The sequence below is a fragment of the Mucilaginibacter sp. P2_D11 genome, from assembly GCF_056404435.1.
The window spans coordinates 21,869-47,356 of sequence record NZ_JBFUEA010000009.1 but is presented as its reverse complement, the minus strand read 5'-3'; the positions used below and the strand labels follow the sequence as shown (position 1 = coordinate 47,356).

Here is a 25,488-nt window from a genome sequence, read left to right as displayed (position 1 = left end):
TGATAATTATTTGTAAGCTATCTCGTTCCAGCGTAATTCGTTGCGGAAATTCGGTATGGTTGTATCCTTGCCTATCCGCATAAATTCTATGCCCGCCATATCTGCAAAATCCTGCAATAGTTCGGCACTTAAGTTTTGGCTGTAAGCGGTATGGTGCGCGCCGCCGCCGTATATCCAGGCTGCGCAGCCGGTTTTCATATCGGGCAGGGGTTTCCAAAGCACGCGCGCCACGGGTAGTTTGGGCAGGTCGTGCTCGGGCTCTACAGCTACTACCTCGTTCACCAGCAAACGGAAACGGTTGCCCATATCAATAAGGGATGCGTTTAGTGCGTTGCCGCCGGCCACGTTAAATACCAAACGGGCAGGATCAGCTTTGCCGCCAATGCCAAGTGGATGTACCTCTAATGCAGGTTTGCCACTGGCTAAAGATGAATCGATCTCCAGCATGTGCGAGCCTAAAACAAGTTCGTTGCTTGGGTCGAAGTGATACGTGTAATCTTCCATAAAGGCATTGCCACCTGCAAGGCCGCTGCCCATTACTTTGAATGCGCGTACTAAAGCGGCAGTTTTCCAGTCGCCCTCGCCTGCAAAGCCGTAGCCGGCTTCCATCAAACGCTGCGAAGCTATGCCCGGCAGCTGCACCATGCCGTGCAAATCTTCGAAGGTATCGCTAAAGCCTTTGAAGCCGCCATCCTGCAAGAATTTCTTTAATCCAAGTTCTATTTTGGCCGCCTCGTAAACCGATGAGTAACCCGCGCCGCCTTTTACAAGCGATGCGTCCATGGTGTACAGGCTTTCGTATTCATCTGTAAGTGCAGTTACCTCTGCTTCGCTGATGCTATCAATCACGGCAACTAAATCGCCTATACCGTAGGTGTTTACCGAGAACCCGAATTTAGTTTCGGCTTCTACCTTATCACCATCGGTAACGGCCACAAAACGCATGTTATCGCCAAAACGGGCAAATTTTGCGCCCTGCCAATCGTGCCAGCCTGCTGCGGCGCGTGCCCAGCCGTTTATCTCGTCTAGTACGCCGGTATCCTGCCAGTGGCCAACAACCACCTTACGGTTTTTGCGCAGGCGCGATACCATAAAGCCAAACTCGCGGTCGCCATGGGCGCTTTGGTTCAGGTTCATGAAATCCATATCTATGCTGCTCCATGGGATATCGCGGTTGTATTGGGTATGCAGATGCAGCATGGGTTTCTGCAATATATTCAAACCACGTATCCACATCTTGGCCGGCGAGAAGGTGTGCATCCAGGTGATGATACCGATACAGTTTGGCGCAACGTTAGCTTCCTGCAGGGTTTGGTATATCTCGTCGGTGCTTTTTACCACGGGCTTGTACACTACGCGTACGGGGATCTGCCCTGCGCTGTCAAGTCCTGCGGCTATATGTTTAGAATGCTCTGCAACCTGCCTTAAGGTTTCTTCGCCGTATAAATTTTGGCTGCCGGTAATAAACCAAACTTCAAATGTTTTTAGATCGATCATTGTTATTTAGATATGGGATATGAGGTTTTTTTTAATTTGTTGATGATAATCTTAGCAATGCCGCGCCGTGCAGGTTTATGGCTTGCTGGTATGTTTTTTTGAACTGGCCCAGATCCTGTTTCTTCCACAGGTCGCGTACCTTTACTTTGCCTTTGAGGCCCAGCGCGGCAAAATCTACCGCTACGCTTTTGTTGGCATCGCCAATGTTGAACAGCGCCACGTACAAATCTTTGCTGCCCTGCACGTGCGAGTACCAAACCATGGCGCCGTCTTTTTTATAAAGCTGTTTGGGGTTTTCGCCATGTTGGTTAGCGCCTAATACCTCGGCATTAGTAAATAGCTTCAGTTCCAGGTCGCGGTTCTCGGGCATGTTGCCGCCAATCATCAGGGGCGATCGGTAAATGCTCCAGAAGGTCATGTGGGTGTACTGCTCGTCTTCGGTAAAGCGGCTGTAACGCTCGTTACCCACGGGACCGCGTTTCGATAGCTTGCCTATCTGTATCATGTCTGCATCGGGCCAGTGGCCGGGGCCGCCAACGCCTTCCCAGCTTTTGGCGTAATCGAACATATGGAGTATCTCTTTCCAGTTATCCCAAAAATCATCGGCCATGCGCCACATGTTGGCGTATTGGGTAGCATGGGCCGCCTGGGCAACCGGCGTTTCGCCCGGCGAAAGACTCAGCACCATGGGCCTGCCGCAATTGTCGATGGCTTTTTTATAGCCTTCTACCTCGGCGTTGCTGTATGGGCGCGAAAGGTCATCCACCTTAATAAAATCTACGCCCCAGCTTGCGTATAGTTCCAGTATAGAGTTGAGGTATTCCTGCGCGCCGGTTTTTTTCATGTCGAGGCCGTACATGTGGTTCATCCATGGGCATTTGGAATTGGTATCGGCTACCATATCTGCCGTGATGCCGTTGGTGCCTTTTACGGGCGATTTGCTCCACACCGCTTGCCTGGGTATGCCACGCATTACGTGTATGCCGAATTTGAGACCCTTACTGTGCACATAATCCGACAGTGATTTAAATCCTTTGCCATCCAGTGCCGAGGGGAATTTGTTAGGCTGAGGCAACAAACGGCCCCATTTATCCATGGTGAGCCAGGGAACATACGAGCCATCCCAAAGGCGCATCTGGAAAGGGTTGCCTATGTTGCTGCCGGGAGGGTTATCGTAGCTCCAAAGGAAATCTACCACGATGTACTCCCAGCCCAAGCCCTTCAGTTTATCGGCCATGTAATCGGTATTGGCTTTTACCTCATCCTCGTGCACGGCCGAGCCGAAACAGTTGTAACTGTTCCAGCCCATGGGCGGGGTAACGGCCACTTTGTTTTGTGCCGATGCACTAAAGCAAAAGGCAATACAAACAATAAGTAGGATAACGCGGCTAAATTTCATGCTATTTAATAACCCTGTTTTTTTTAATTTCAAATCTCGCCTCTCAAATCTAGCTCTGCCCGTAATACGAATCCGGCCCGTGCTTGCGCTCGTAATGTTTTTTTACAAGGGCATCTTTAAGGCGTGGCGCATTGGGGTTTATCTGCTCGGTAAGGTAAGCCATGTGGGCAACGGTTTCTAAAACCGCGCTGTTGTAAACGGCTTTATCGGCTGTTTTGCCCCAGGTAAAGGGGGCGTGGTTACCCACCAGTACCATTTCTACTTCTTCGTAGTCCAAATCCTGACTTTCAAAATGATTGATGATTTGGAAGCCTGTTTCATATTCGTAATTGCCCTGTATCATTTCGTCGCTCATGGGCGGCGCGCAGGGGATATCGCAGGTAAGGTGGTCGGCATGCGTGGTACCGAATATGGGTATAGCACGTTGCGATTGCGCCCAGGCCGTGCCAAAGGTGGAGTGCGTATGCACTATGCCGCCAATCTTAGGCCATTTTTTGTACAAAACCGCATGTGTTTGTGTATCTGATGACGGGCGATGGCTGCCCTCTACGGTTTTTCCATCAAAATCTACGATCACCATCATGTCGGGCGTAAGCTCCTCATACGGTACGCCGCTTGGTTTGATGGCAAATACGCCCAGTTCGCGGTCGGCCGCGCTTACATTGCCAAAGGTGAACAGCACCAGGCCAAGCTTAGGCAGCTGCATATTGGCCTCGTAAGCCTTTTGTTTAATGTGTTGAAATTGACTCATGACTTAGGCGTTCTGAAGTTCGGCGGTATTTTTAAGCGCGGTTTGCTTCGCGATATCTTTGCCCAGCGCCTGGTATTGGCGGTAACGTTTCTCGTAAACATCGCGCAGTTGGGTATTGGGTTCGTAGCTTACATCGAAGCCGCGGCCCATGGCCTGCATGGCGGCTTCTACATCAGGATAAATACCCGCTACCACCGCCGCAAACATGGCCGCGCCCAGCGCACAAGTGTGTTTAAATTGATGGATGCGAATAGGCATGCCCAAAATATCGGCCATCATCTGCATTACAAATGGCGACTTTTTGGCCACCCCGCCAATGCCAATGATACCCTTTACCGGGATACCCTCGCTAATGAAACGTTCTACGATGCTTTTGGCACCGAAGCAGGTAGCCTCGGCCAGGGCACGGAAAACGCGCGGGGCATCGCTGCCTAAATTCAAGCCGCTGATGGCTCCCTTCAATGCCTGGTTGGCATCGGGCGTGCGGCGACCGTTGAACCAATCAACCGCCAATTCGTTATATTCTTCTATAGGCAATAGTGCCGCTTGTTTGCTTAGTTCAGGTATAATGAGTTCTGTTAATTCTTCTTTAAGCGCTTCTGCGGTAGCAGCATCCAACAAAGTTGATTGCGACAGCAGGTTATTGATTGGCCAGGCAATCAGGTTTTTGAACCATGCGTAGGTATCGCCAAAGGCAGATTGACCCGCCTCCAAACCCGCCATGCCTGGGATAACCGAACCGTTTACCTGCCCGCAGATGCCTTTTACCAGCTTGCCGTCAATCTCGGCAGAGGGGGCAACTAAAATATCGCAGGTGGAAGTACCCATTACTTTGCTTAGGAAGTAGGGCTCTATTTGCCCGCCCACGGCACCCATATGCGCATCGAAAGCGCCGGTGCCTATAACCACATCGGTACTGAGGCCAAGGCGTTCGGCCCATTCGGCACTCAGGTTGCCTGCGGCTACATCGGCAGTGTAAGTATCGGTATAAAGTTTATCGGTAATGCCTGTCAGTAACGGATCAAGCGAGCTGAAGAAGCTATCGGGCGGCAGGCCGTCGAATTCTTCGGCCCAAAGGGCTTTGTGCCCGGCAGAGCAACGGCCACGTTTGATTTCTTTAACATCGGTACCGCCGGTAAGCAGGAAGGGTACCCAGTCGCAATGCTCTACCCAGGAGTGCAGCGCGGCGGCAACTTCGCTATCTACACGTACTACATGCAACAGCTTGGCCCAAAACCATTCAGACGAGTAGATACCGCCTACATATTTAAGGTAGTTAGGTTCGAATTTTTCGGCATGTGCATTTATCTCATCGGCTTCGGCAATGCCGGTATGGTCTTTCCATAGAACGAACATGGCGTTGGGATTCTCGGCAAACTCCGGGCTCAGTGCCAGCGGGCTGCCTGTAGCATCAACCGCAACAGGGGTAGAGCCGGTGGTATCTACCGATATGCCTTTGATAGCTTTGGCTATAGCCTGGCCGCCTGCCTGTTCAATACAATCTTTAATGGTGGTTTCCAGGCCCTCTATATAATCTAAAGGGTGCTGCCTAAACTGGTTTTCTGATGGCACGCAGTATTTACCATCGCGCCAGCGGGGGTAGTTGAATACAGAAGAAGCAATCTCTTGCCCGTTGGAGGCGTCAACGATTACCGAGCGAACGGAATCCGACCCATAGTCGACACCGATCACGTACTGATCTTGGCTCATATATTAGCTTTATAATTGAGTGTCTAAATAACACTTATTTTTTTACAAAAAGAAATTTTTGCAAGGAAACATAAAAAAAAATTAAAACAGGGGATTGTGAGCCTAATTCTGTAACGAATCGGGATTGGGGATAATGTTGATAAATGCCTGAAAATTAGCGTAATACTTTTGCATATTAAGCTGATAGTAGAACGCGCCGCGTTTTGAGCCGGCCTTATCTTTATCGGTTAGTTTGATAAGCAAACCGGTAGCCAGCACCCTTTTGCTAAAGTTGCGTTTATCAATACTGGCGTTAAAAACGCTCTCGTAGAGGTTTTGCAGCTGTGGTAAAGTAAAGCGGGAGGGGAGCAGCTCGAATAAAATAGGGTGCAGGGCGGCTTTATAGCGGATGCTTTTCTTGGCCAGCTCCACCATTTCCTGGTGATCGAAGATGAGTTTTGGGATGCGTTTAAGCGGTACCCACTCGGCGTGGAAGTCGGCACTTATCTGCTTCTCATACTTATGTATATCTATCAGGGCGAAGTAGCTTACGGATACGGTGCGCTCCATCGGGTCGCGGCTGGTTTCGCCGAAAGAGTACATTTGTTCGAGGTAAACGCCCTCTAATCCAGTTAGTTGCTTTAAAATGCGATTGGCGGCCTGGTCCAGGCTTTCGGTAGCTTGTACGAAACCGCCCATCAGGCTCCATTTATCCTTTTCGGGGTTGAACGCCCTTTTGATGAGCAGCAGCTTTAGGGTTTCGCCGTCAAAACCGAAAACAATGCAATCCACCGCTACCAGGAAACGGGTTTGTTTTGAGTATTTGAGCATGCTGCTATGGATATTTTTTTGGTGTTAACCGCAAATATAGTTTATGCGGCCATATTGCAAATTATTTATTGGCCTTTGTGCTTAAAAATCCCGGTTTGTTGTAAAAAAAGTGCTTTTTACCGGCCTTGTGCAAGCTAAAGTACGCAAAAAATACTTTAAGTGTTTATTTTACAATTAATATAAGGTGTTTGGCTGTATGGTACGACGCGCTTATTCCAGGTCCTCATCCTCGTCTTCTTCCTCGGGCACGTAGTTGGTTATGGCCTGGCCTATGCGGTTGGTTTCGGCATCATTATCAAACATGGGCAGTTCGGTTTCGGGGTTGAGCTTTAGCCACAGGTTTTCGGTGTCTTTCTCTATTTTGCCGAACTCGGTACCGGCTTTAAAAATGGTGTAAACGTTATCTTCTTCGGGGAAAACGGAGTAAACTACGCCGTTTACCAATACGTCGAATGGGTCTTGCATGGGTAATACCTGAATTTTAAAGCCGCAAAGTTATTAAAATGACCGGGCATTTATCCTGCAGATGGAAAGCGAAATACACCATTTTGTCATTTCGAGCGAGCGAAGCGACGAGAAATCTTGTTAGATAATGTAAGCGGGCATGCAAAGTGCCGAGCTTTGCATGTCTAACAAGATTTCTCCCTCGTGCCTCGGTTCGAAATGACAGAGCTCTTGAAACGAGTAATCGTCCTATCTATATCTGCGAGTAGGCCGTAGGCACCAGCAGGGTAGAGGTTATTTTGTTTACCAGCAGGGCGTCGGCATAATCGGGCACGGAGCTGATCTTTTTCCATTGGGCATCGTCTACAAAAGCTTTCCAGTGCGCATCCTTGGCGGCCAGGTCATCGAAGGTTACCATATAAGTAAGGTTTGGCCTTAGCGGGCCGATGATGGTTTCGCCCCAGAAAACGGGCTTAAAGCCCAGGCGTTTGAAGATATCTATCTCGCCCTGGTCGTTAAACATTTCTATCTTCTTTTTGCCGGCAGCTTCGCTGGCGCTTTGGTATTGGCGCAACTCGAATATACGCGGGGTATTTGGCGGTACAGCAATCAGCGGACTATGCTCAAAAGCTTTCATCAGCGAACTTTCTATCCGCTCGTAAGCAGGGGCCGAGGCGGGTGCGTTGAGGTATGCAGCTCCTTTGGCCTTAAACTCGGCATCTTTGCCGATGTTATCTGCAATGTGGCTTAAGTGGGCCAGGCCGTTGTAGGTGGTGAGCACGAATATTTTGGTTTGGCCCTCGGGCTTCAGTTCGGTAAATACGCCCACGTGGTTTACGCCTATGCGGTTAAGGGCGGGGATGGCGGCATCGCGGAAGTAATCTTCCACCAGCTTTTGCTGGGCCTCGTTCTTGAGGGTGTAGGTGCGCAGTTCGTAGTAATCGCCGCCTTTGAAGGGGACGGTATCTGCGCTTAGGACGGTTGCAGGGATTACGGCTGCAGCTGCGCCGCTTAAAAGGGTGCTTTTCACGAATGAGCGTCTTTTCATCAATTTACGGGATAATGGTTGTGCTAAATGTAACGTTTATTTCGGATTAACTACGTTGAGTGCTTCGCCGTTTCGGAATTGATTGGGCAGACCGTTTGCAGTGTTTTGTAGGGCGATTTATTTTACCGCAAAGGGCACAAAGATTTGCAGTTTGACTAGCGCAAAGAGCACAAAGATTTTTTTACGCAAATGCGCTAACATTTCATAATTTACTTTTTGCGTCTTATTGCCGGTTTGCAAGGCTTTGTGCCTTTGCGCCCTTCTTTTTGTCCTTTGCGGTTAAATCGCCACCTGATTTCAGAATTTAGAATTTCGGCTTTCGGATTTCCCTCTCAAAAAGGGTGAAAAAACGCCTGTCGAAAGGGTGGTTCTCACCTGTTGCTGCTCGCCGTTTTTGCATTCCTTTACCTTATGCAATTCGCTTTACACTACATGAATTTGAAAGACGCCAGGCACATCAGCTTTTACAAAGGCAGCGAAACCCATTTGGTGCCTGCGCAAAGCCATGTGGAATGGCTTAAAGGAAAGCTGAAAGTGCGTTTCATCTTCCAGAAAGACAACGACGCTACCGAGATAGACGAAATTATGGTAGATAACACCGACGGCAACGTGCGCATGGTAACCTCAAAAGGCAAAGAGTTCAACGCCGGTCCGCTGTTCGATCAATTGTACGTTTGGTACGATTACATTGTGAAGCGGTAACAAGTTTTCTTGCCCCAAAACGCTTTTAAAAATACCGGTTTTTGCCTTTTTAACTGCCAAATTCAAAGTTATGGACGGCCAGGATGGAGATCTCGATTTATAAACCAGGCTTTCCGTACACCCGGGTTTAGGGAGGTTTGGTACGTCTGTTTGCGACATGCCTGCAAGTGTTCCACTTTGAATATGGGACACTTAATTTTTAATTCTCACTGATTATCAAACAGTTGCATTTTTTTGTGGAACACTTTGGGACACCCCTGTTGTTTAAGTAAACCCTATAATATATTTATTATTAACCACTTAAATAAAATTACAAAAATGGATGAAATACTTTTTTTGAGCAATTTGGAACACCTTGTGTAAAGCAACTTCAGGACTAAGCTGGGCTAAATCGGTGGGAGAATTGGAAAAGCAAGGGTAGAAGCTTTCGACACGGTCAACTCCACGATAGCTGCTGTTTGGTTTAGCAAGGTTTGCAGGATAAGCCGGTATTCAGGATTTATTATAGGCCTAAGTTGCGCAAACTTAGGCCTGTTACGTCTATTCCCCTCGCTATTTTTTATACGCAATGCGGTATATAACGCCCGTAAAATCGTCTGATACCAGCATCGAGCCATCTTTAAGCAACGGCACATCTACCGGGCGACTCCAAATTTCCCGCGTGGCATTGTTCAGCCAACCGCTTGCGAATATTTGGTAGCCTATGGCTTAAAATTCATCCCGGCGAGGGTTATAGAACTTTAGCAACTTATTTAGACGCAGGCGCATATGCCCCTGTTGTGAGCCAGGTGATCCATGCTTTTTTAAACGCTGCATGGCTTATTGGTGGAAGCGTACGGCCCTCGCCGGGATTCCAGCCACCTTTAACTAAACCATCGTCCGCATGTGCAATAAGCTTTTTCATGTCTTTGTTGCCGTTGCGTTTCGGATCAATCAATTGCTGTGCTAATTCCCGGCGTGTCTTTCCCTGAAAAACCATTTTCATATTGGCAGGTGGCAAATGCCAGTTGGGGTTCCCCGGAGGCGTATGCAAGCCAGGCGTATTAGCAGGTTGGTGGCAGTTGGAACACTTCATCGCGTAGACACCTTTTCCATCGATGCCTCTCTTAGGAAACATGGTGTGCAAATGGCTGTCATCTCCCTGAAGCGGAATGTTACCCGCCGGATGGCAATTCATACAACGGGCGCTCATTAATACAGTGTACACTTGTTTAAAAGCTGCTACAGATGCAATGCTGTCCTTTTTAATTATCACTGAAGGTGATTTTGTATCTGAAGCATCGATGCTGAAAGCCATTATACCAACCATTGCCGCCAACACGGCAATTACTGCAAAATATTTCTTTTTCATTTGGCCGAGATCTCCTTTCCCTGAAGCTCTGCTGCTAAGTGAATAGCTTCACGAACGCGCAAATAAGTACCGCAGCGGCAGATGTTCCCCGCCATGGCATCATCAATATCCTGGTCGGTTGGTTTTTTGTTTTCTTTAAGCAGCACGGCGGCCGACATGATCTGCCCGGCCTGGCAATAGCCACATTGTGATACATCTAATTCCAGCCATGCCTTTTGCAGGGGGTGGGTGTTGGTTGCAGACAAGCCTTCAATGGTTACTACTTTTTTGCCTTCGGCGCGGCTTAATTTAGTAACGCAAGAGCGCACTGCCTCTCCATTCAAATGCACAGTACAAGCACCACATTGTGCCACCCCGCAGCCAAATTTTGTCCCTACCAGGCCAACATGGTCTCTCAGCACCCAAAGCAGGGGTGTATCGGGGTCTGCATCCACATGATATATTTTCTTATTGATATTTAAAGTGATCATAATTCAAATATTTACAGTAATGAAAGGAGTGATTTAAACAGCTGGAACTTCGGGTTGTGGTGATGAAAAAGGCTGTTGATAAAAACGCTTGCCCGATGCCTTATACAGCGCGTTGGCCACAGCACCAAATACAGGCGGAAACGGTGGCTCGCCTAATCCCGTAGGATCAATATCATTCTGAACAAAGTGCACATCTACCTTTTTTGGTGCTTCGTGCATGCGGATGATCCTGTACGAATGGAAGTTATTCTGTTCAACAACGCCATTTTTATGGGTTAGTCCACCATACAATGCATTTCCAATCCCATCAACAACTGCGCCCTGTACCATATTGGTTGCCGCATCGGGATTTATTACTATGCCGCAGTCAATAGCGCTAAATACCCGTTCAACATACGGATGACCATCTTTTGTCGTCATGTCTACAACATGAGCAGCATAAGAGTTATGGCAGAAATAGGCGGCAACGCCACGGCTGAACTTTTTCTGTTCGGGGCCGTTCCATCCGGATTTATCCTTAACTAATTTCAACACGCCCGCATACCGGTCGGCGTCGTATTCATTATTTTTACCAACGGGGTTTTCTTTTGCTCTTTTTAGTAATTCCAGCCGGAACTCTATAGGGTCTTTACCCATTGCTTCGGCTAGTTCATCCAGGAAAGATTGCTCTGCGGCTGCATTGAAATTTGACCTTGGGGCTCTGAATGCACCGATGGTGATATTGGATGGGATCTCCCAACCCTCGGCAAGGTAATTATCAACCGCACCAGCCGGGAACCTGTTTGGGTGAATAGCGTTTTCGGGGATGCCGCCGCCTTTTACGTGAAAAGCAATAAGGTTTTTATTAGCATCCAAGGCAGCACGGTAGGTTGCCGTGTACATGGGCCGATAAATGCCATAAGTGGTATCATCCTCGCGGCTATAAATAAGTTTTATGGGTGCCTTAGCTTTTTTAGATATCAGTGCAGCTTCTGTAAGGTAATGCCCGTATGCCCTGCGGCCAAACCCACCGCCCATACGGGTCATCTGAATCTCGATCTTATCGGCAGGGAGTTTTAAAATTTTTGAGAGTGTGGGCTCTGTCCAGCCAGGGGCCTGTAAAGGCCCTACTAATAAAGCCTTTTCATCCGTTACGTGTGCAAAGAAATTCATCGGCTCCATGCAGTTATGCGCCAGGAATGGCGCATTGTAAGTGCGTTCGATGATCTGCGCCGCGTTTTTAAACGCGGTTTCCGGGTCGCCGTCTTTTCGTAATTGCTGTGCCGGCTGGCTGGCGCGCAGCCTCATTTTTTCATGCTGCGCAGCTGTAGTTTCCAGCTCGCCGGGAACCACAACCTCTCTTTTCCCTCCGCGGCCTTGCATGGTATCTTTGGTGTCGCCGGCTGGCATCCATTCTACAATAAGCTTTTTACGGGCTTGCATCACTTCCCAGGTAGTTTTGCCTACCACCACCAACAGATCATTGAAGGTACGCGTATCGAAACCACCTTGTTCAAATCCGTCTTCATATAATTTGATGTTGAAAACGTCTTTAATGCCGGGCATTTTCAAAGTCTGAGAGGCGTCGAACGATTTAAGTTTCATGCCGAAACCAGGCGGATGCTGGATCATGGCGATCAACATACCATCGTGTTTATAATCCAGGCCAAAAAGCGGTTTTCCACTTATGATTTTTGTCCCCTCTACATTCTTTTGTGAATGCCTAACGACGTTAAAGTTTTTGACCTCTTTTAATTTAACACCCTTAGGCACAGGTATAGCCGCCGCTTTGGTTGCAAAGTCGCCATACTTGCCTGTCTTGCCGCTTTTATCGTGGTAAAGCACCCCGGCTTTTGTTGTTATTTCCTCAATTGGTACGCTCCAGGTTTGCGCAGCTGCCTGCCTCAGCATATTACGTGCAGCTGCTCCGGCTTCGCGCAAGGGCTTCCAATACATCCTCATAGAATTACTGCCACCGGTAAACTGTGGTCCTAATTTCGTATTATCATGAGGGCCCATTTCAACCACTACTTTTTTCCAATCAACATCCAATTCTTCGGCTACCATCATGGGCAGCGAGGTCATTACATTTTGGCCGAACTCGGGGTTAGGGCAAATGATCTTGATAACATTATCCGCTGTAATTTTAATATACCCTGTCAACTCATTCCATTCTCCGGCGGCACCGGCATCGATACCCCTTTCGGCAAGCCCCATTTTTCCAAGGGCACTGAATTGAATCATCAGGCCGCCTCCTACAAGTGCAGATGCCCTTAAAAAAGCACGCCTGTTAAAGTTAGTGTTGGTCTTTTCCATTTGATTTTTAGGTAAAAATGGTTTTTAAATTATGCTATCGAATTCGAACACGTTTGCATAGTTATTATGCGCTATAGCAAGGTTAAGTTAATGGTTTTTTATTGGGGCTATGGAATTCAAAAGGTACAAAAATTAAGGTATGTGATTAAAATTGTATTTCATTTTTTTATTGATTAACAGATTATTATAACATTTTGTGTGGGCGTATAAATCAAATCAGATAGCCATTGTTGCCTTACCTCTAAAAACCAAATTAATGTTGCGGCTGGGTAGCGTTGGTTTTCAATTTAACCGGCCGTATCAGTGTAGAAAAAGTGAGCGAGCCCATCTTCCATTTGCCGTTTTCTTTGATGTAAACCTCTGTTACCATAAAGGCGTGCACTACCTCGTTTCCGCCAACCACGGCCACCAGGTCGATGTCATTCAATAAGATGGCGGTGTTGCCGAAAATATTTACCGATGCGCCATAAACTTCGGCTTGCTTGTACCAAATAAAACCACCTTTTATGGTGTTCAACTCCTGGGTTTTGCCCCAGCTGCCGCCCATGTGCACAAAAACGCAGTTCTCGGCAAATAGGCCGTTCAGGGTATCTGCTTTTTTGTCGGCCATCCAGCCCCATTTTGCTTTAGATAGATTGAGCAATTCCTGCTCCTCTTTGGTTGTGCTTGTTGCTGTCGCGCCAGGCAGCTTGGCCTGTGCATGCGATAGCTGAAAGCCGGCAAACAAAAGGAATAATGCGATAATGAGTGCTTTCATAATTTCGGTTTCTATTTATTGGTTAATTATTCAATTTTCGTTCGCCCAGCCATTTGACCATAGCCGGATCGCGATGATCGAAAAAGCTGCTGGCTTTGGTATCCAACGTTTTAATGGCTTCCATTTCATCAGTTGTTAACTCAAAGTCGAGGCTATTTAAGTTTTCTGCCATCCGCTCCTTGCGGACTGATTTTGGTATTACAACCACTCCTCTTTGCGTAAGCCAACGCAGCACCACCTGGGCAATTGATTTATGGTATTTATCGCCGATAGATTGCAGCAACTCGTTTTTAAACATATCATTCCTCCCTTCGGCAAAGGGGCCCCATGATTCTATCTGCACTTGATTATCTATCATAAACTGCTGCGCATGGTGCTGCTGGTGGAATGGGTGCGTTTCTACCTGGTTTACGGCAGGCACAATTTCGTTGTGTACGATGAGGTCCATCAGCCTGTCGGGATGGAAATTGCTCACGCCGATGGCCCTTATCTTGCCTTCTTTGTATAGTTCTTCCATGGCACGCCACTCGCCATACACATCGCCATAGGGCTGATGGATAAGATATAGGTCGAGGTAATCGAGCTGCAATTTCTTCAGCGAAGTTTCAAAAGCTTTCTTTGCGCCTTCGTAGCCGTTAGATTGTATCCATAGCTTGGTGGTAATAAACAGATCTTCGCGGGCAACGCCGCTGGTTTTGATAGCTTTGCCAACCGCTTCTTCGTTCATGTAAGATTGCGCGGTATCTATCAAGCGGTAACCGGTTTCTATCGCGTCTACAACGCTTCTTTCACACTCTGCTAAATCTGTTACCTGAAATACGCCGAAACCCAGGATGGGCATTTCTATGCCGTTATTTAATTTTACTGTTTGCATAATGATTTATTTTACACGGAGATAACACCAAAATGTATCGCCGGTTTAAATTCAATCGAATAACCAAAACAACACAAATTCAACAATCCAAAATTCTTTAATAGACGGTTCGCCATTAAAAATAGACGAGACCGTCTTTAAAATCGATGGCGAAATTTTTACGCGCCGAAGCCGCTTGGTGAGTTATTCTGGGAATAAATGCAGCCCTAAAAAAGCTGATAGACAAAAAAGGCCATTCTATCTATTTTATAGCCTCAACCGTCTATTTAACATTCTTTATTGGCCTAAAAAATGCTTTTTTGTAGCATCCCGGTGAGATGGGATTTAGTTGATTGCTGTTTTTGAAACGGTATGGTGCGTTTTGCCTGAGAAACAAAACGCACTTTTTTATACTACTTTTACAATTAAACAAATATTATATATGTTTTTGTCGCCTCTAAAGAAGGTTTTACTTTCGGTGCATTTCTACATTGTTGCCGGGCTCATCATATATACGCTTTTCCCGCTTACCTGGCCATTTAAACTACCCGAGGCGTTTTGGGCCAAACGCATAGCCATGCATTTAATATGGGCAGCGTTATTCTACTTCAACCTGCTGTTTCTTACACCAAAACTATTGTTTAAAAATAAGGCCGCGCTGTTTATATTGATCTCGCTTAGCCTGGTAATGGCCGCTGTTTACCTGAACGGCTTGCTTGATAATATCAGCGGTGCTAATGCCGCCCTTGCAAAATCACTTAACCAGAAACCAGCGGGACAAAGCACGCACGATTTTTACTGGACCATGATGACCGCCATGGTATTGATAGGTATCAGCAGCATTATAGCTTTCTACAACAAGCTGAGAATAAACCAGGCCATTTTTGAGGCAACCGAACGCGATAAAATGCATACCGAACTATCGCTGCTGAAAGCCCAGATAAACCCGCACTTCTTTTTCAATATCCTGCATACCATATATGCCCTCGCCGATACCAATCCCACGGCCTCCAAAGATGCTATCTACACCTTATCGCATATGATGCGGTACGTGCTATATGAAACCAAAAACGACCTCACCGACCTGGAAAAAGAGGTGAAATTTATGGAGGATTATATCACGCTGATGCGCCTGCGGCTGAACGAGAACGTACAGGTCATCTTCGAAAAGCAGGATGGGATGAAGAATTACGAATTGGCGCCCATGCTATTTCTCCCCTTTATCGAAAACGCATTTAAGCACGGCATCAGCCTGGTAAAGCCCAGTTATATTTATATCGATATCAGCCAGGCAGAAAACACGGTCAAGCTGGAAGTAAAGAATTCGCTTTTTGAAGAAAAGGCCCAGCATCTGGAGGAGAGCAATGGCATAGGCGTGGCCAATACAAAACGGCGGCTCGACCTGTTGTACCCCGCCACACATACGCTGGAAGTGCATAGCGATACCACTATTAAAGAATACACGGTTGTTTTAAAGCTGGTTTTAACATGAAGATAAATTGTATAGCTGTAGATGACGAACCGGTTGCCTTAAAACTGGTAACATCGTACATTGAGCAAACGCCGTTTTTAAACCTGATGGGCACCTTTACAAACGCAGTGGAGGCGCTTACCGCCATACACGAGGCACCCGACCTGCAATTGCTGTTCCTTGATATCCGTATGGCCGGCCTCAGCGGTGTAGAACTGGCAAAAATTATTGAGCAAACCGGCAGGAACAAAACCCTGCGCGTTATTTTTACCACCGCGTACGACCAATACGCGCTCGATGGTTTTAAGGTAGATGCGCTCGACTATCTTTTAAAACCCTTCAGCTTTGCCGATTTCACCAAATCGGCAGCCAAGGCGTACAACTATTTCAAATTGTTGCTCGGCAATAGCAACGTTAACGCCAGTACCGCCCTTAACGACCAGCGGGTAGAAAAAAACTACATCTACCTAAAGGTTGATTACCAGCTGGTTAAAATTGAAATTACCGATATGCTGTATATTGAAGGCTTGAAAGATTACGTAAAGATATTCCTGAAAACTCAGGATAAGCCCCTGCTCACCTTAACAAGCTTAAAAATGCTGGAAGAAAAACTCTCCGCGTTCGGTTTTATTCGTATCCACAGGTCGTTTATAGTTGCCGGCGCAGCGGTAACGTCCATAACCAAAAACACCCTTCAAATTGGTGCCGTGGCCATACCTGTAACCGAGCAATACAAACAAGCCTTTTATGATTTTATAAAGGATTGGGTGTGATAGCGAACATAAGAGGATTGCAAAAGATAACCCTCCGTTGCCCACTAACTTGGCTTTAAAGACCTTCAGCATTTTGCCCGGGTGTTTAAAAAACGAGTAGGCCAAACAGTGCAGGCATACCTGTGGTTGAATCGATATTTCGTACTGGTCAAAGTTTCCAAATCCACCCCAAACAAAACAATTACCCCCGCTCGCGTTCTACGGCCGATGGTCACTCTTTAGGCCATTTCCAGGCATATCCGATAATTAGGCAAGTGACGACGATCTCTACCACCCCTAAATAGGTGTAAAATAGCATCCATTTACTAATAGAGGTAGCCACAACCAGCAGCATCACGAGGGTAAATAATATGCCGGTTGCCAAATTGGCAACCCTGTTGATTTTAGGGCGGAGAATAAGTGAAAGGAATATCATCATTGGCGGCAGGGTCATCAGGATGGCATACACCAGCAGCATCACGGGTGTGGTGTGGCCGCTGCCGCTATTGCCATTCATCAGGTTTTGGATGCGGCCAGGTACAAACAGCGAAAAAAAGTCGCCGTACACATAGCAAAACATTACGCTTACCCATAAAGCGGAGAGTTTAAGCTTAATATTGATGCCGAAATTTTGTAGTTGAGGAGTATTTGCCATCTCTTTTTATTTCGTTGCAATAAAGTTTGTTGTTTTACCTTTCACTCCCATAACCAACAGCCACAGGCAGGTGCCAATTTCGCCCAACCCGCCGGGAATGCTGATATAGCTGTCGATGCCGCTTTTGGCGTACGCGCCGGCAAACACCAGCTCGCCAATAAAATTTACTACATAGCCAATACAACCCGCCATCAATAGCACGCCAAGCACCTTCGGCAAAAAAACCGACCGATACACCAGCCACCCAAATGGCAGCAGCCACAGCCCCCAAAACAGCGAGGCCACGAGGTTGCCGTTGCTGTAGTATTGCAATTGCAGCATCACCTGCGAGGCAAGTCCCGGCGGGGCTATGGCGTATTCAGGCTTGCTGATGAGCGTAAGCACGGCAAATTTGTTCAGGAGGTTTACAAAGGATATGGGCACGCTCAGCAGCGCGAGGGCGGCCATGGCTACCCCATGGGTTTTATTTACGGGCGACAGCAATTTATATAATACGAGGGGCAAAAACAGGAACGCCGTGTAGCAGATGCAGCCCGCCAGGATACTCAGCCGGAAAAGGGTTTCGTGGGCGGTGATATTTTGCAGGGTGAGGACCGGGTTGTGCCAATCAATCAATTTCCCGGGCACGTATAACAGGTGAAAAAGGCCGCTAAGCACCACTACGAGGTAAAAGAGGCCGGCAATCCTCGCTGTTTTTTTGTTTGGCTCCATAAGGTCGATTTTCAGACAATTTGACCCTGGCTTGCCACGATTGTTACAAAACGAAATGGATAGAAGGCAATAACATTGCGCTTCCGTTTACCAAAGTTGGGGCCGGAGGGTTTCTAAAAATAGGTTTCGGTAGAGGCGCGCTGGTATCGGGTTTTGGAGGCCGGCCTATGCCTTGAAGTGCTAAGGTAATATCACCGCCCATGGCTGAGTAAAGTGACGAACATCACTTAATAATTTATTGATTTTCAAAAAATTAACGGTAAGTTTGATTTCCTTGCCCTGCCTTGCACAATATTACATCTTAACCCGTTATTAATTTCTTATTGTATGCTTTTAGCAGAACCCCACCATATTATTGCCATAGGCGCATCCGCGGGTGGTATGGATGAAATTAATTCCTTTTTTGATCATACGCCCCCTTGATGGGGTTTCTTATGTTATCATTCAGCATTTATCCTCAGATTTTAAAAGCCGTATGGTGGAGCTGTTGGCCCGGCATAGCAAGCTTGTTGTAAAAGAGGCCGAAAATGAGATGCATGTTGTGTGCAACGAAGTTTACCTTATCCCGCATAATAAATTCATGACCATTAACGATGGCACCTTATATTTAACCGATAAAGAGCACGTTAAAGGTCCGCATTTAACCATCAATAACTTTTTCGAGTCGCTTGCTGCCGACTGCGGTAAAAAAGCCATCGGTATTATTCTATCGGGTTTAGGCAGCGATGGCACCGAGGGTATTAAAGCCATAAAAAAAGCGGGCGGTATGATCATTGCCCGCAACCCCGCAACCTCCGATTTTGGCAGCATGCCATCAAGCGCTATTGCTACGGGTTTGGTAGATTTTATTTTAGAACCGGCACAAATGCCCGGCGCTATAGAGGATTATGTTAAAAACGCAGGCGAACTTTTAACGGATGATAAGGATGACGAAACTAACTTAAAAGCCATAGTCGACCTGATCAAGGAAACCTCACCGCTCGATTTTTCTGACTACAAACAAACCACTATACTCCGCAGGACTAAGAGGCGGGCATCTTACGGCAATTTTACTTCGCTGGGTAGTTATCTCAATCACCTTAAAGCCACACCTGCTGAAGTTGAGGCGCTTGCCAAGGAATTCCTCATCAGTGTAACCTCGTTTTTTAGGGATAAAGGGGCTTTTGAATTTATACAAAAAGAGGTATTGCCCGGCATATTACAAAAGCTTACCCCCGGCGAAGAATTAAAGCTATGGGTTGCCGGCTGTGCTACCGGCGAAGAGGTTTACTCACTGGCCATACTGATTGCCGAACTGCTGAAGGATGACACGGAAGACCGTGTAGTAAAGATATTTGCTACCGATATTGATAGCGCGGCTTTATTGCATGCCGGCAAAGGGCTGTATAGCGCTAAAATTTCAAACGACGTTTCGCCCGAACGCCTGGAGAAATACTTTATTAAGGAGGGAGACGGATACAGGGTAAACCCGGTAATACGCAAGATGGTGATATTTGCCCAGCACGACCTGGTTAAAAACCCGCCTTATTGCAATATGCACTTCATCAGCTGCCGCAACCTGCTCATTTATATGACACCGGTACTGCAAAAAAAGGTGTTCACCATGTTGCTTTTCGGGCTCAAAATGGATGGCTATTTGTTTTTAGGCTCCAGTGAAAACCCGATGCCTATCCTCAAGAACCTCCAGGTGGTGCATAAAAAATGGAAGATCTATAAAAACCTCGAAACCAAACGAGGTATTAGCTTCGATGCTTTTTCTTTGCCCGATCTTTTGGATATAAAAAAGACGCCTTCGCGTTTTGCAACCGGGGATATCGCTAAAAACCCCAACCATGCTTTGTCAGAAGCCATGCACGTAAGCTTAGCCGCCGGGTTGGATTACCTGGCCGTTTGCGTGAACGAAAACAACCAGGTGATAAATTCCTACGGCGACACGGCAACTTATTTACTCCAGAAGCATTTCACCTCCAACCTTACCGAACTTTTACCCAAGCCCCTTGCTGTTGTATTTAATACATTAAGTAGCAGTGTGTTAAAAAATGGTAAAAGCATTGAGGTGCAGGGCGTGAAAATTAAACAGGGGAAAAACGTGTTTAAAGTTAACCTTTCTGTTAGTGCCTTAGAAGTTAAAGGCGAGCAAAAAATATTGATGGTTACATTTACCAAAGATAAAACCACCCCATCGGGCGCAGATGATGTATATAACGAAACCATCTACCTCGATCAGTACACCAAAAACCTCGAGGCAGAACTGAAGGACCTGAAAGATAAGCTGCATTTATCTTACGAAAGGCTTGATGCCTCTAACGAGAACATGCAATCGTTTAACGAGGAGCTTATATCGGCCAACGAAGAGATGCAGAGCACTAACGAAGAGATGCAATCTGTAAATGAAGAACTGCATACCATTAATGCCGACTACCAGTTAAAGAACAAAGAACTGCTGGAAATTAATGAAGACCTGAATAATTATTTCAGGAGCAATGTAAACGGGCAGCTATTTATTAATAACGACCTGCAGCTGATGCGGTTTTCGCCGGGTACCACAAAACAGATAAACTTGCTGGAAACGGATATTGGCAGGCCGCTGAGCAATATATCTACCAACATCAAATTCGAAACGATTATAGATGATATCAGGCAGGTGCTGCTCGACGGTTCTATCATCACCAAAGAAATTGAAACCAACAACGGCAAATGGTACCAGATCATGACCATGCCCTACCTGCTGGCCGATAACACCAACAGCGGTGCTATCATCACCTTTAATGATATTTCTGAGTTAAAACGCAATGAACTGGAAATTGATAAAAAGAACAAAACGCTGCTGCGCATTAATACCGACCTGGACCATTTTATCCACGCTGCCTCGCACGATCTGTTGGCCCCGCTCAGCAATATCGAAACCAGCATCAATATCATGAATAAGATAACCTTAACCGATATTGCTACGATAGCCAAAGTGGAGAACGATATGATAGCCATGGAAATGGTTGATCTCGGCGAAATTGTGAATAACATAGAATGGAGCCTCGACAATAAGATAAGTGCATCGGGCGCTGTAATTACCCGCGACCTGGCCGTTAAGCAGATACTTTTTTCTAAAAAGAACCTCAGGAGTATTGTTTATAACCTCATTTCAAACGCTATCAAGTTCAGGAGGGAAGAAAGCCCGGTAATAAGCATCATTACCCGGCAAGAGGGCGACAGCGTGATTTTATCGGTAAAGGATAACGGGAAAGGCATCCCTAAAGGCGGTATCGGCAAAATTTTTGATATGTATGGCAGGTTAAACCATGACGTAGAGGGGCATGGCATTGGGCTGTACCTGGCCAAAAAAATAGTGAATGCTGCCGGCGGTAAAATTGTGGTAGAAAGCGAGCCGGGAGTAGGCTCAGATTTTATGATCTACCTGAAAATAGAAACGGAAGCGCTGGCGATAACCCCGTTTTTAAACTAATTTAATTAATACCTGGTAATTAAATATTTAAACCCAAAGAAGCCACAATGCTGGCACCATAATTGGCTATCTATTGCCGATACTATTCTACCTAATTTATGAGCAAAAAGATATTGGTTTTAGATGACGACGATGATATTTTAGAAGTTGTTGCTTATCTGTTAACCGAAAGTGGCTACACGGTGAAAACCTTAAACCGCGGCGACGCTATATTCGACCATATAAAAGATTTTACCCCCGATCTTATTTTGATGGATGTGATGCTTGCCGATATGGATGGGCGCGCCATTTGTAAAGAAATAAAAGAAAACCATCTTACCAAACTATTGCCCGTTATCCTCATTTCGGGCACACACGATCTTGTGGCGGTGCTTAATTTACCCGGGGCGCCAAATGATTTTATTGCAAAACCATTCGATGTCGACCAGCTTCTTGATGCCATAAAAAGGCAGTTAGGGGCGTAGCGGGGACGAAGACGTTCTATAGCCCCGCTGGTCGAAGATTGCATTAGCTCCACACAAACCCAACGGAGCCCCTCCTCAATCGGCCTTGACCTGTTCGGCAACCACCGCAATTGCTAAAGCACAACCTTTGATAGAACAGGGCGCAGCCGGGAGTTTTTTCTTTGGTTCCGTTTCTTTTTTGCGGAAAAAAAGAAATGAACATCCACAGGCTCAACCAAAACCACCGCCATTCCTCACGAAGCACGCACAAGCCTTCCCCCCTAAACCCGATAGCAGCGTAAAGCCCGCTTCTACCGGCGGCTTGAAGTGAATAGCGGGGCTACAGCAACCTATAAACCACTACCCCTGCTTTTCAAAAAAAATGAGGCCACCTCACGGCAGCCTCATCCCTTAAATCAATAGAAGTTCAATAGTTTATTTCTTTGCCGGCTTTGCGTTGGTATTTGCCCTGGCGTAGATGGGGAAAATAAAGCTGAAGTCGGTTTTTATGGTGTCTTTTTTGTTATTGTAGAGGATGCTGGCGTTGCGGTGGCAGCTTATGCACGATGCATCGGCCTGCATAAAGGTCTCCAGCGTGGTGTTGCCCAAAAAGTTTGGCGCGGTTGGCCCGGGGTTTATCTCCGATTGTTCCCACTGCGTACCAATAAGCCTGTAATTGGCCCAAACGGTGCCTTTAAGCTTGGCCTGCCATTGCTGGTTCACCAGTTCGGTATAGCGGTAAACGGGGTAAACGCGCATAGCCTGCGTACCAAACGAATCGCGCTTGCTTTGCTGACCGGGCGAACCTGTGGCATAATCGCGGGCGTAAGGCATGGTAGGCTCCCACATATACTGCTGCTTATCGCCTTTGATGGTATCTGCCGGGGCGTTTGGCGTACAGTTAAGGCAATCCGGGTTGTAAAACGACCATTGCCTGTTAACCATCTGCGCCTCCTGGGCATTGTCCGGCGTGTTATCAATATGCTCGAAGGTGGTCCAGATTTGGTTAACGTGCACCTTGGCCGTTTTGCGCACAATGTGCATCCCAACCATCCCCACGGTTACGTTGGTAATGAGAAGCGGCTTGTGGTTGCGGGTGTGCAGGCTATCGATAAAGATGGTGGCCTTGCGGCAATAGTAGCGACTGGTATCGTCGCCGGTGGCGGGCAGCAGGATGCGCCAGGAGACTTTGATCTCTATCATCCCCACGTTTTTGGTGGCGGGGTTGCTCTGCGGCAGATCGATGGTGTTGTTGGTTTTGATGCCCGCGTTATAAATGCCCTGCGTGGTGGTCAACTGGTTATCAAGGGTAAACTTGGTTTCCACCGGGTTCATTTTTATTTCGTAGAGGGCGAAGTTGAGGTTACGGTCGATAAGCGGGTGGCCATCGGCTTCCTGGAAACCGTCAAGGTCGTTAGCGTTGATGGAGGCAACGTGTGCTAAATTATGTGGTGCCTTCGAATCGAGGTAAAGGAACTTTTGCCCGCCTTTTTTAGCCTCGCCAAGGTGCAGGTTGAGCAAGGGCATACTGGTACCGAAAACCTCGGCAGGGTCCTGGTAATGTTCCCATACGCGGGGCGCGTTCACCGAATCGGTAATGGAAGTACCGATGGGGTTGCCGGCGGCGTTGGCGGGCCAGTTGAGCGCCATAAAAGTTTGCCAGGAGAAAATATCAAAAGGCGTTTGGTGCAGCGAATCGAGGAAGCTATCGTAGCCGAGGCCAAAGCTTTCGTTAACATCGTAAGGGATAATGGAGCAGGGGTTATCTGCCACGGTGGAGTCGCAAAAAGCGTTTGGCAGGCCGCTTGCTTTATGGCCCTGGAAATATTTGCAGGCCAGCAGCATCCCTAAAAGAACAGCAACAACGAGAAATTTTTTCATAAAAGGAAGGTTAGGTACCGGTTAATTAAATTGGCTAACAGCTTTATTATCAGTAAAATTAGTTAATTAAAAACCACAATAACAAGCACGCAACCCCTAACCTGGCGCAATAATTTAAATAAGGGTTAAAAGCGGTTGCCCGCGGGGTAATTAAACGGCACAACTTACGGGAATAACTGTTTATAATAGGGTGATTTTACCCTTTGCTGTTTTAATGGGAGCCTGGAGTTGTTGAATTTGAAAAGCAGGGGCAGAAGCGTTTTGGGTTACGGTAGCCCCGCCCTGCCTGCCGGCAGGCAGGTTTTCCTCCAAGCCGCTGATAGAAGCGCGCTTTCCGTACAATCGGGTTTAGGGTTGCCCTGTCCGTCCGTTTTAGGGAGCGGAATTTTGGTGACAGCGTGAGCAGGATGGAAGCTAACGAAAATCACCTAACCACCACGTCATTGCTGTAATGAACGAAGACAACCGACCAAAGGGAGCTCATTAATACTTTAGCCAAAAAAATTAAAAACATTAATAATCCCCGATAAGCAGGGTGGCGAATAAGCAAAGTGGCTACCTTGCATGCGGGCCACAAGCGAGGACCATGCGGCAATTGGGGCTAATCTTTTTTGCTGCGTCAAACCCATTGTTTTGTACAAACAAAAAAACTCACCGGAAATCATCCGATGAGTTTCTGGTAGCATGTTACCAAATGCTTTCACATTACGTCAACCGTAAACAACGCTTAATGTAATTGGCACATTCAATGCTTTGGAGATAATGCAATGCGCCTTTGCGCCTTCAGCTATTTCGGTAAATGTTGCCTCATTTACGCCCTTAATGCTTGCTTTTACTTCCAAATGGATGCCGGTTATGCTTAATGCCTGCATGTCAAGGTCAACTACTGCGGTGGTATAAATATCACTTGCAGTAATATTGTGGTGCGCCAATGTTGCGCTAAGGGCCATAGAAAAACAACCTGCGTGCGCGGCGGCAATCAGTTCTTCCGGGTTAGTGCCTATGCCATCGGCAAAGCGGGTTTTGAATGAATATTGAGTTTCGTTAAGCACGGTACTTTGTGTGCTGATTTCTCCTTTGCCTTCTTGTAAATTACCGCTCCAATGTGCTTTTGCTGTGCGTTTCATGATATTTTGATTGATGGGTTATGAATTTTTGTTTGATGATTATCTATTCTTATTTGCTTTCGGCAATCAGTATTGCAGCCAGCTTATCGGGCATAGATATGAATGGTGTATGGCTACTTACCAGGGTATATACTTTAGCCACTTTACCTGCTTTTACCATATATTGTTGTGCCGGGTAGCTTATTGCATTATCATTAACCGTGTGGATATAAGCCTTTTTAACGCTGCCGAAATTTTTCCCGGTAAGGTGAACAGGTGTAGCAAGAGGTGCCAGCGGCTCTGGTTTAATGTTGGCGGCGATATATTCCTGAACTTGCTGAGGCGCATCGGCAGCGAAGATATCTGCTACGGCATCTTTCGCAATGATAGCTGCACCGTGGTCCTTATCGATAGTAAGGGACTTGCCGATATGAGAAGCCGGGTCTCCTTTGGCAAGCCCTAAAAGGCTGTCGCCATCGTGCGGCAACGCTGCTGCAAGGAAGATGAGCTCTTTAATTTGTGCAGGGATTTCTTCGGCTACCTGGCTGATAACCATCCCACCAAAACTGTGTCCCACCAAAACCACATTAGTGCGGGTGCCGATAGCTGCTTTTACCTGGTCGACATAAGTTTGAAAGCTGATACCGGCAAACGAGGTAGTATCTTTTCCGTGGCCTGCAAGGTTAACATTGATTACCTCTTCGCCCCGGGCTTTTAACAAAGGGATAACGGCATCCCACGAAGATGCATCTGACCACGCTCCGTGGACAAGTACGATAGTTTTAGAATTTTTGTTGGTCGTTTTTTGGGCCTGAGCGGCGAAGCCGAATACACTCATTGCCATCATTATTATTGCTGTTTTCATGTTTTGTAATGCCTAATTGTTTAGGACACGACAAACATCGGGCTATGCCCCCGCAAT

Annotated in this window: 22 protein-coding genes; 5 read left to right on the top strand and 17 right to left on the bottom strand. The window is 46.9% G+C overall.

Annotation, left to right across the window (positions count from 1 at the left end):
* Window positions 1–6 precede the first annotated feature (6 nt).
* From araA to AC1DXC_RS15415, 7 genes are all read right to left on the bottom strand, one after another.
* Complete coding sequence (gene araA / locus AC1DXC_RS15445; protein WP_477460055.1) at window positions 7–1,497, bottom strand: L-arabinose isomerase; 1,491 nt, start codon at window positions 1,495–1,497, stop codon at window positions 7–9.
* 31 nt (window positions 1,498–1,528) lie between these two features.
* Window positions 1,529–2,896 carry a glycoside hydrolase family 27 protein gene (locus AC1DXC_RS15440; protein ID WP_477460054.1) on the bottom strand — a complete coding sequence of 456 codons (1,368 nt, stop codon included), beginning with the start codon at window positions 2,894–2,896 and terminating at the stop codon, window positions 1,529–1,531.
* A gap of 49 nt (window positions 2,897–2,945) precedes the next feature.
* Complete coding sequence (locus AC1DXC_RS15435; RefSeq protein ID WP_477460053.1) at window positions 2,946–3,647, bottom strand: L-ribulose-5-phosphate 4-epimerase; 702 nt, start codon at window positions 3,645–3,647, stop codon at window positions 2,946–2,948.
* Between the two features lie 3 nt (window positions 3,648–3,650).
* Complete coding sequence (locus AC1DXC_RS15430) at window positions 3,651–5,357, bottom strand: ribulokinase (RefSeq protein WP_477460052.1); 1,707 nt, start codon at window positions 5,355–5,357, stop codon at window positions 3,651–3,653.
* A gap of 102 nt (window positions 5,358–5,459) precedes the next feature.
* A complete protein-coding gene (locus tag AC1DXC_RS15425) occupies window positions 5,460–6,167 on the bottom strand; it encodes an NUDIX hydrolase (RefSeq protein ID WP_477460051.1) in 708 nt (235 codons plus the stop codon).
* A gap of 210 nt (window positions 6,168–6,377) precedes the next feature.
* A complete protein-coding gene (locus tag AC1DXC_RS15420; protein WP_477460050.1) occupies window positions 6,378–6,632 on the bottom strand; it encodes a hypothetical protein in 255 nt (84 codons plus the stop codon).
* Window positions 6,633–6,864: 232 nt separating this feature from the next.
* A complete protein-coding gene (locus tag AC1DXC_RS15415; RefSeq protein WP_477460049.1) occupies window positions 6,865–7,659 on the bottom strand; it encodes an NIPSNAP family protein in 795 nt (264 codons plus the stop codon).
* Window positions 7,660–8,091: 432 nt separating this feature from the next.
* On the opposite strand from AC1DXC_RS15415, the gene AC1DXC_RS15410 reads away from it, so the two are divergent.
* Window positions 8,092–8,361, top strand: coding sequence for a hypothetical protein (locus tag AC1DXC_RS15410; protein ID WP_477460048.1), 270 nt, complete (start codon window positions 8,092–8,094; stop codon window positions 8,359–8,361).
* Between the two features lie 748 nt (window positions 8,362–9,109).
* On the opposite strand, the gene AC1DXC_RS15405 is transcribed toward AC1DXC_RS15410, so the two are convergent.
* The 5 genes from AC1DXC_RS15405 to AC1DXC_RS15385 all read right to left on the bottom strand — a co-directional run bounded on the left by AC1DXC_RS15405 (window position 9,110) and on the right by AC1DXC_RS15385 (window position 14,108).
* Complete coding sequence (locus AC1DXC_RS15405; protein WP_477460047.1) at window positions 9,110–9,712, bottom strand: hypothetical protein; 603 nt, start codon at window positions 9,710–9,712, stop codon at window positions 9,110–9,112.
* On the bottom strand, window positions 9,709–10,182 hold the full coding sequence (locus AC1DXC_RS15400; RefSeq protein WP_477460046.1) for a (2Fe-2S)-binding protein: 474 nt from the start codon (window positions 10,180–10,182) through the stop codon (window positions 9,709–9,711). Before AC1DXC_RS15400 ends, AC1DXC_RS15405 begins: the two co-directional genes overlap by 4 nt.
* A 33-nt stretch (window positions 10,183–10,215) precedes the next feature.
* The gene (locus AC1DXC_RS15395; RefSeq protein ID WP_477460045.1) at window positions 10,216–12,477 is read right to left on the bottom strand and encodes a xanthine dehydrogenase family protein molybdopterin-binding subunit; all 2,262 of its coding nucleotides are present in this window, start codon (window positions 12,475–12,477) and stop codon (window positions 10,216–10,218) included.
* Between the two features lie 253 nt (window positions 12,478–12,730).
* Window positions 12,731–13,234, bottom strand: a complete 504-nt coding sequence (locus AC1DXC_RS15390; protein WP_477460044.1) for a nuclear transport factor 2 family protein — start codon at window positions 13,232–13,234, stop codon at window positions 12,731–12,733.
* A 22-nt stretch (window positions 13,235–13,256) separates the two neighbouring features.
* Window positions 13,257–14,108, bottom strand: a complete 852-nt coding sequence (locus AC1DXC_RS15385) for an aldo/keto reductase (protein WP_477460043.1) — start codon at window positions 14,106–14,108, stop codon at window positions 13,257–13,259.
* A gap of 421 nt (window positions 14,109–14,529) precedes the next feature.
* On the opposite strand from AC1DXC_RS15385, the gene AC1DXC_RS15380 reads away from it, so the two are divergent.
* Both AC1DXC_RS15380 and AC1DXC_RS15375 read left to right on the top strand, forming a co-directional pair.
* Window positions 14,530–15,579: a sensor histidine kinase gene (locus AC1DXC_RS15380; protein ID WP_477460042.1), complete on the top strand. Its 1,050-nt coding sequence runs from the start codon at window positions 14,530–14,532 to the stop codon at window positions 15,577–15,579.
* Window positions 15,576–16,331 carry a LytR/AlgR family response regulator transcription factor gene (locus tag AC1DXC_RS15375; protein WP_477460041.1) on the top strand — a complete coding sequence of 252 codons (756 nt, stop codon included), beginning with the start codon at window positions 15,576–15,578 and terminating at the stop codon, window positions 16,329–16,331. The genes AC1DXC_RS15380 and AC1DXC_RS15375 overlap by 4 nt, the downstream gene beginning before the upstream one ends.
* 211 nt (window positions 16,332–16,542) lie before the next feature.
* Here AC1DXC_RS15375 and AC1DXC_RS15370 read toward each other — a convergent pair whose 3' ends face one another.
* Together AC1DXC_RS15370 and AC1DXC_RS15365 are read right to left on the bottom strand one after the other, a co-directional pair.
* Entirely contained in the window at window positions 16,543–16,965 is a 423-nt protein-coding gene (locus AC1DXC_RS15370; RefSeq protein WP_477460040.1) for a DUF6326 family protein, read from the bottom strand.
* Window positions 16,966–16,971: 6 nt separating this feature from the next.
* Window positions 16,972–17,676 (bottom strand): DUF4386 domain-containing protein, encoded by a 705-nt coding sequence (locus tag AC1DXC_RS15365; RefSeq protein ID WP_477460039.1) that lies wholly within the window; start codon window positions 17,674–17,676, stop codon window positions 16,972–16,974.
* A 475-nt stretch (window positions 17,677–18,151) separates the two neighbouring features.
* On the opposite strand from AC1DXC_RS15365, the gene AC1DXC_RS15360 reads away from it, so the two are divergent.
* A complete protein-coding gene (locus tag AC1DXC_RS15360; protein WP_477460038.1) occupies window positions 18,152–21,136 on the top strand; it encodes a CheR family methyltransferase in 2,985 nt (994 codons plus the stop codon).
* Between the two features lie 98 nt (window positions 21,137–21,234).
* The gene (locus tag AC1DXC_RS15355; protein ID WP_477460037.1) at window positions 21,235–21,600 is read left to right on the top strand and encodes a response regulator transcription factor; all 366 of its coding nucleotides are present in this window, start codon (window positions 21,235–21,237) and stop codon (window positions 21,598–21,600) included.
* Window positions 21,601–22,014: 414 nt separating this feature from the next.
* Here the strand turns inward: AC1DXC_RS15355 and AC1DXC_RS15350 are convergent, their stop codons facing one another.
* From AC1DXC_RS15350 to AC1DXC_RS15340, 3 genes are all read right to left on the bottom strand, one after another.
* Window positions 22,015–23,460, bottom strand: coding sequence for a hypothetical protein (locus AC1DXC_RS15350; RefSeq protein ID WP_477460036.1), 1,446 nt, complete (start codon window positions 23,458–23,460; stop codon window positions 22,015–22,017).
* Window positions 23,461–24,170: 710 nt separating this feature from the next.
* Window positions 24,171–24,587, bottom strand: a complete 417-nt coding sequence (locus tag AC1DXC_RS15345; protein WP_477460035.1) for an OsmC family protein — start codon at window positions 24,585–24,587, stop codon at window positions 24,171–24,173.
* Window positions 24,588–24,636: 49 nt separating this feature from the next.
* Window positions 24,637–25,431 carry an alpha/beta fold hydrolase gene (locus AC1DXC_RS15340; protein WP_477460034.1) on the bottom strand — a complete coding sequence of 265 codons (795 nt, stop codon included), beginning with the start codon at window positions 25,429–25,431 and terminating at the stop codon, window positions 24,637–24,639.
* Window positions 25,432–25,488 lie beyond the last annotated feature (57 nt).

Excerpts from the sequence above, each read along its gene's own strand:
- araA (WP_477460055.1), bottom strand. The coding sequence starts at position 1,497 with ATGATCGATCTAAAAACATTTGAAGTTTGGTTTATTACCGGCAGCCAA.
- AC1DXC_RS15440 (WP_477460054.1), bottom strand. The coding sequence starts at position 2,896 with ATGAAATTTAGCCGCGTTATCCTACTTATTGTTTGTATTGCCTTTTGC.
- AC1DXC_RS15435 (WP_477460053.1), bottom strand. The coding sequence starts at position 3,647 with ATGAGTCAATTTCAACACATTAAACAAAAGGCTTACGAGGCCAATATG.
- AC1DXC_RS15430 (WP_477460052.1), bottom strand. The coding sequence starts at position 5,357 with ATGAGCCAAGATCAGTACGTGATCGGTGTCGACTATGGGTCGGATTCC.
- AC1DXC_RS15425 (WP_477460051.1), bottom strand. The coding sequence starts at position 6,167 with ATGCTCAAATACTCAAAACAAACCCGTTTCCTGGTAGCGGTGGATTGC.
- AC1DXC_RS15420 (WP_477460050.1), bottom strand. The coding sequence starts at position 6,632 with ATGCAAGACCCATTCGACGTATTGGTAAACGGCGTAGTTTACTCCGTT.
- AC1DXC_RS15415 (WP_477460049.1), bottom strand. The coding sequence starts at position 7,659 with ATGAAAAGACGCTCATTCGTGAAAAGCACCCTTTTAAGCGGCGCAGCT.
- AC1DXC_RS15410 (WP_477460048.1), top strand. The coding sequence starts at position 8,092 with ATGAATTTGAAAGACGCCAGGCACATCAGCTTTTACAAAGGCAGCGAA.
- AC1DXC_RS15405 (WP_477460047.1), bottom strand. The coding sequence starts at position 9,712 with ATGAAAAAGAAATATTTTGCAGTAATTGCCGTGTTGGCGGCAATGGTT.
- AC1DXC_RS15400 (WP_477460046.1), bottom strand. The coding sequence starts at position 10,182 with ATGATCACTTTAAATATCAATAAGAAAATATATCATGTGGATGCAGAC.
- AC1DXC_RS15395 (WP_477460045.1), bottom strand. The coding sequence starts at position 12,477 with ATGGAAAAGACCAACACTAACTTTAACAGGCGTGCTTTTTTAAGGGCA.
- AC1DXC_RS15390 (WP_477460044.1), bottom strand. The coding sequence starts at position 13,234 with ATGAAAGCACTCATTATCGCATTATTCCTTTTGTTTGCCGGCTTTCAG.
- AC1DXC_RS15385 (WP_477460043.1), bottom strand. The coding sequence starts at position 14,108 with ATGCAAACAGTAAAATTAAATAACGGCATAGAAATGCCCATCCTGGGT.
- AC1DXC_RS15380 (WP_477460042.1), top strand. The coding sequence starts at position 14,530 with ATGTTTTTGTCGCCTCTAAAGAAGGTTTTACTTTCGGTGCATTTCTAC.
- AC1DXC_RS15375 (WP_477460041.1), top strand. The coding sequence starts at position 15,576 with ATGAAGATAAATTGTATAGCTGTAGATGACGAACCGGTTGCCTTAAAA.
- AC1DXC_RS15370 (WP_477460040.1), bottom strand. The coding sequence starts at position 16,965 with ATGGCAAATACTCCTCAACTACAAAATTTCGGCATCAATATTAAGCTT.
- AC1DXC_RS15365 (WP_477460039.1), bottom strand. The coding sequence starts at position 17,676 with ATGGAGCCAAACAAAAAAACAGCGAGGATTGCCGGCCTCTTTTACCTC.
- AC1DXC_RS15360 (WP_477460038.1), top strand. The coding sequence starts at position 18,152 with ATGGTGGAGCTGTTGGCCCGGCATAGCAAGCTTGTTGTAAAAGAGGCC.
- AC1DXC_RS15355 (WP_477460037.1), top strand. The coding sequence starts at position 21,235 with ATGAGCAAAAAGATATTGGTTTTAGATGACGACGATGATATTTTAGAA.
- AC1DXC_RS15350 (WP_477460036.1), bottom strand. The coding sequence starts at position 23,460 with ATGAAAAAATTTCTCGTTGTTGCTGTTCTTTTAGGGATGCTGCTGGCC.
- AC1DXC_RS15345 (WP_477460035.1), bottom strand. The coding sequence starts at position 24,587 with ATGAAACGCACAGCAAAAGCACATTGGAGCGGTAATTTACAAGAAGGC.
- AC1DXC_RS15340 (WP_477460034.1), bottom strand. The coding sequence starts at position 25,431 with ATGAAAACAGCAATAATAATGATGGCAATGAGTGTATTCGGCTTCGCC.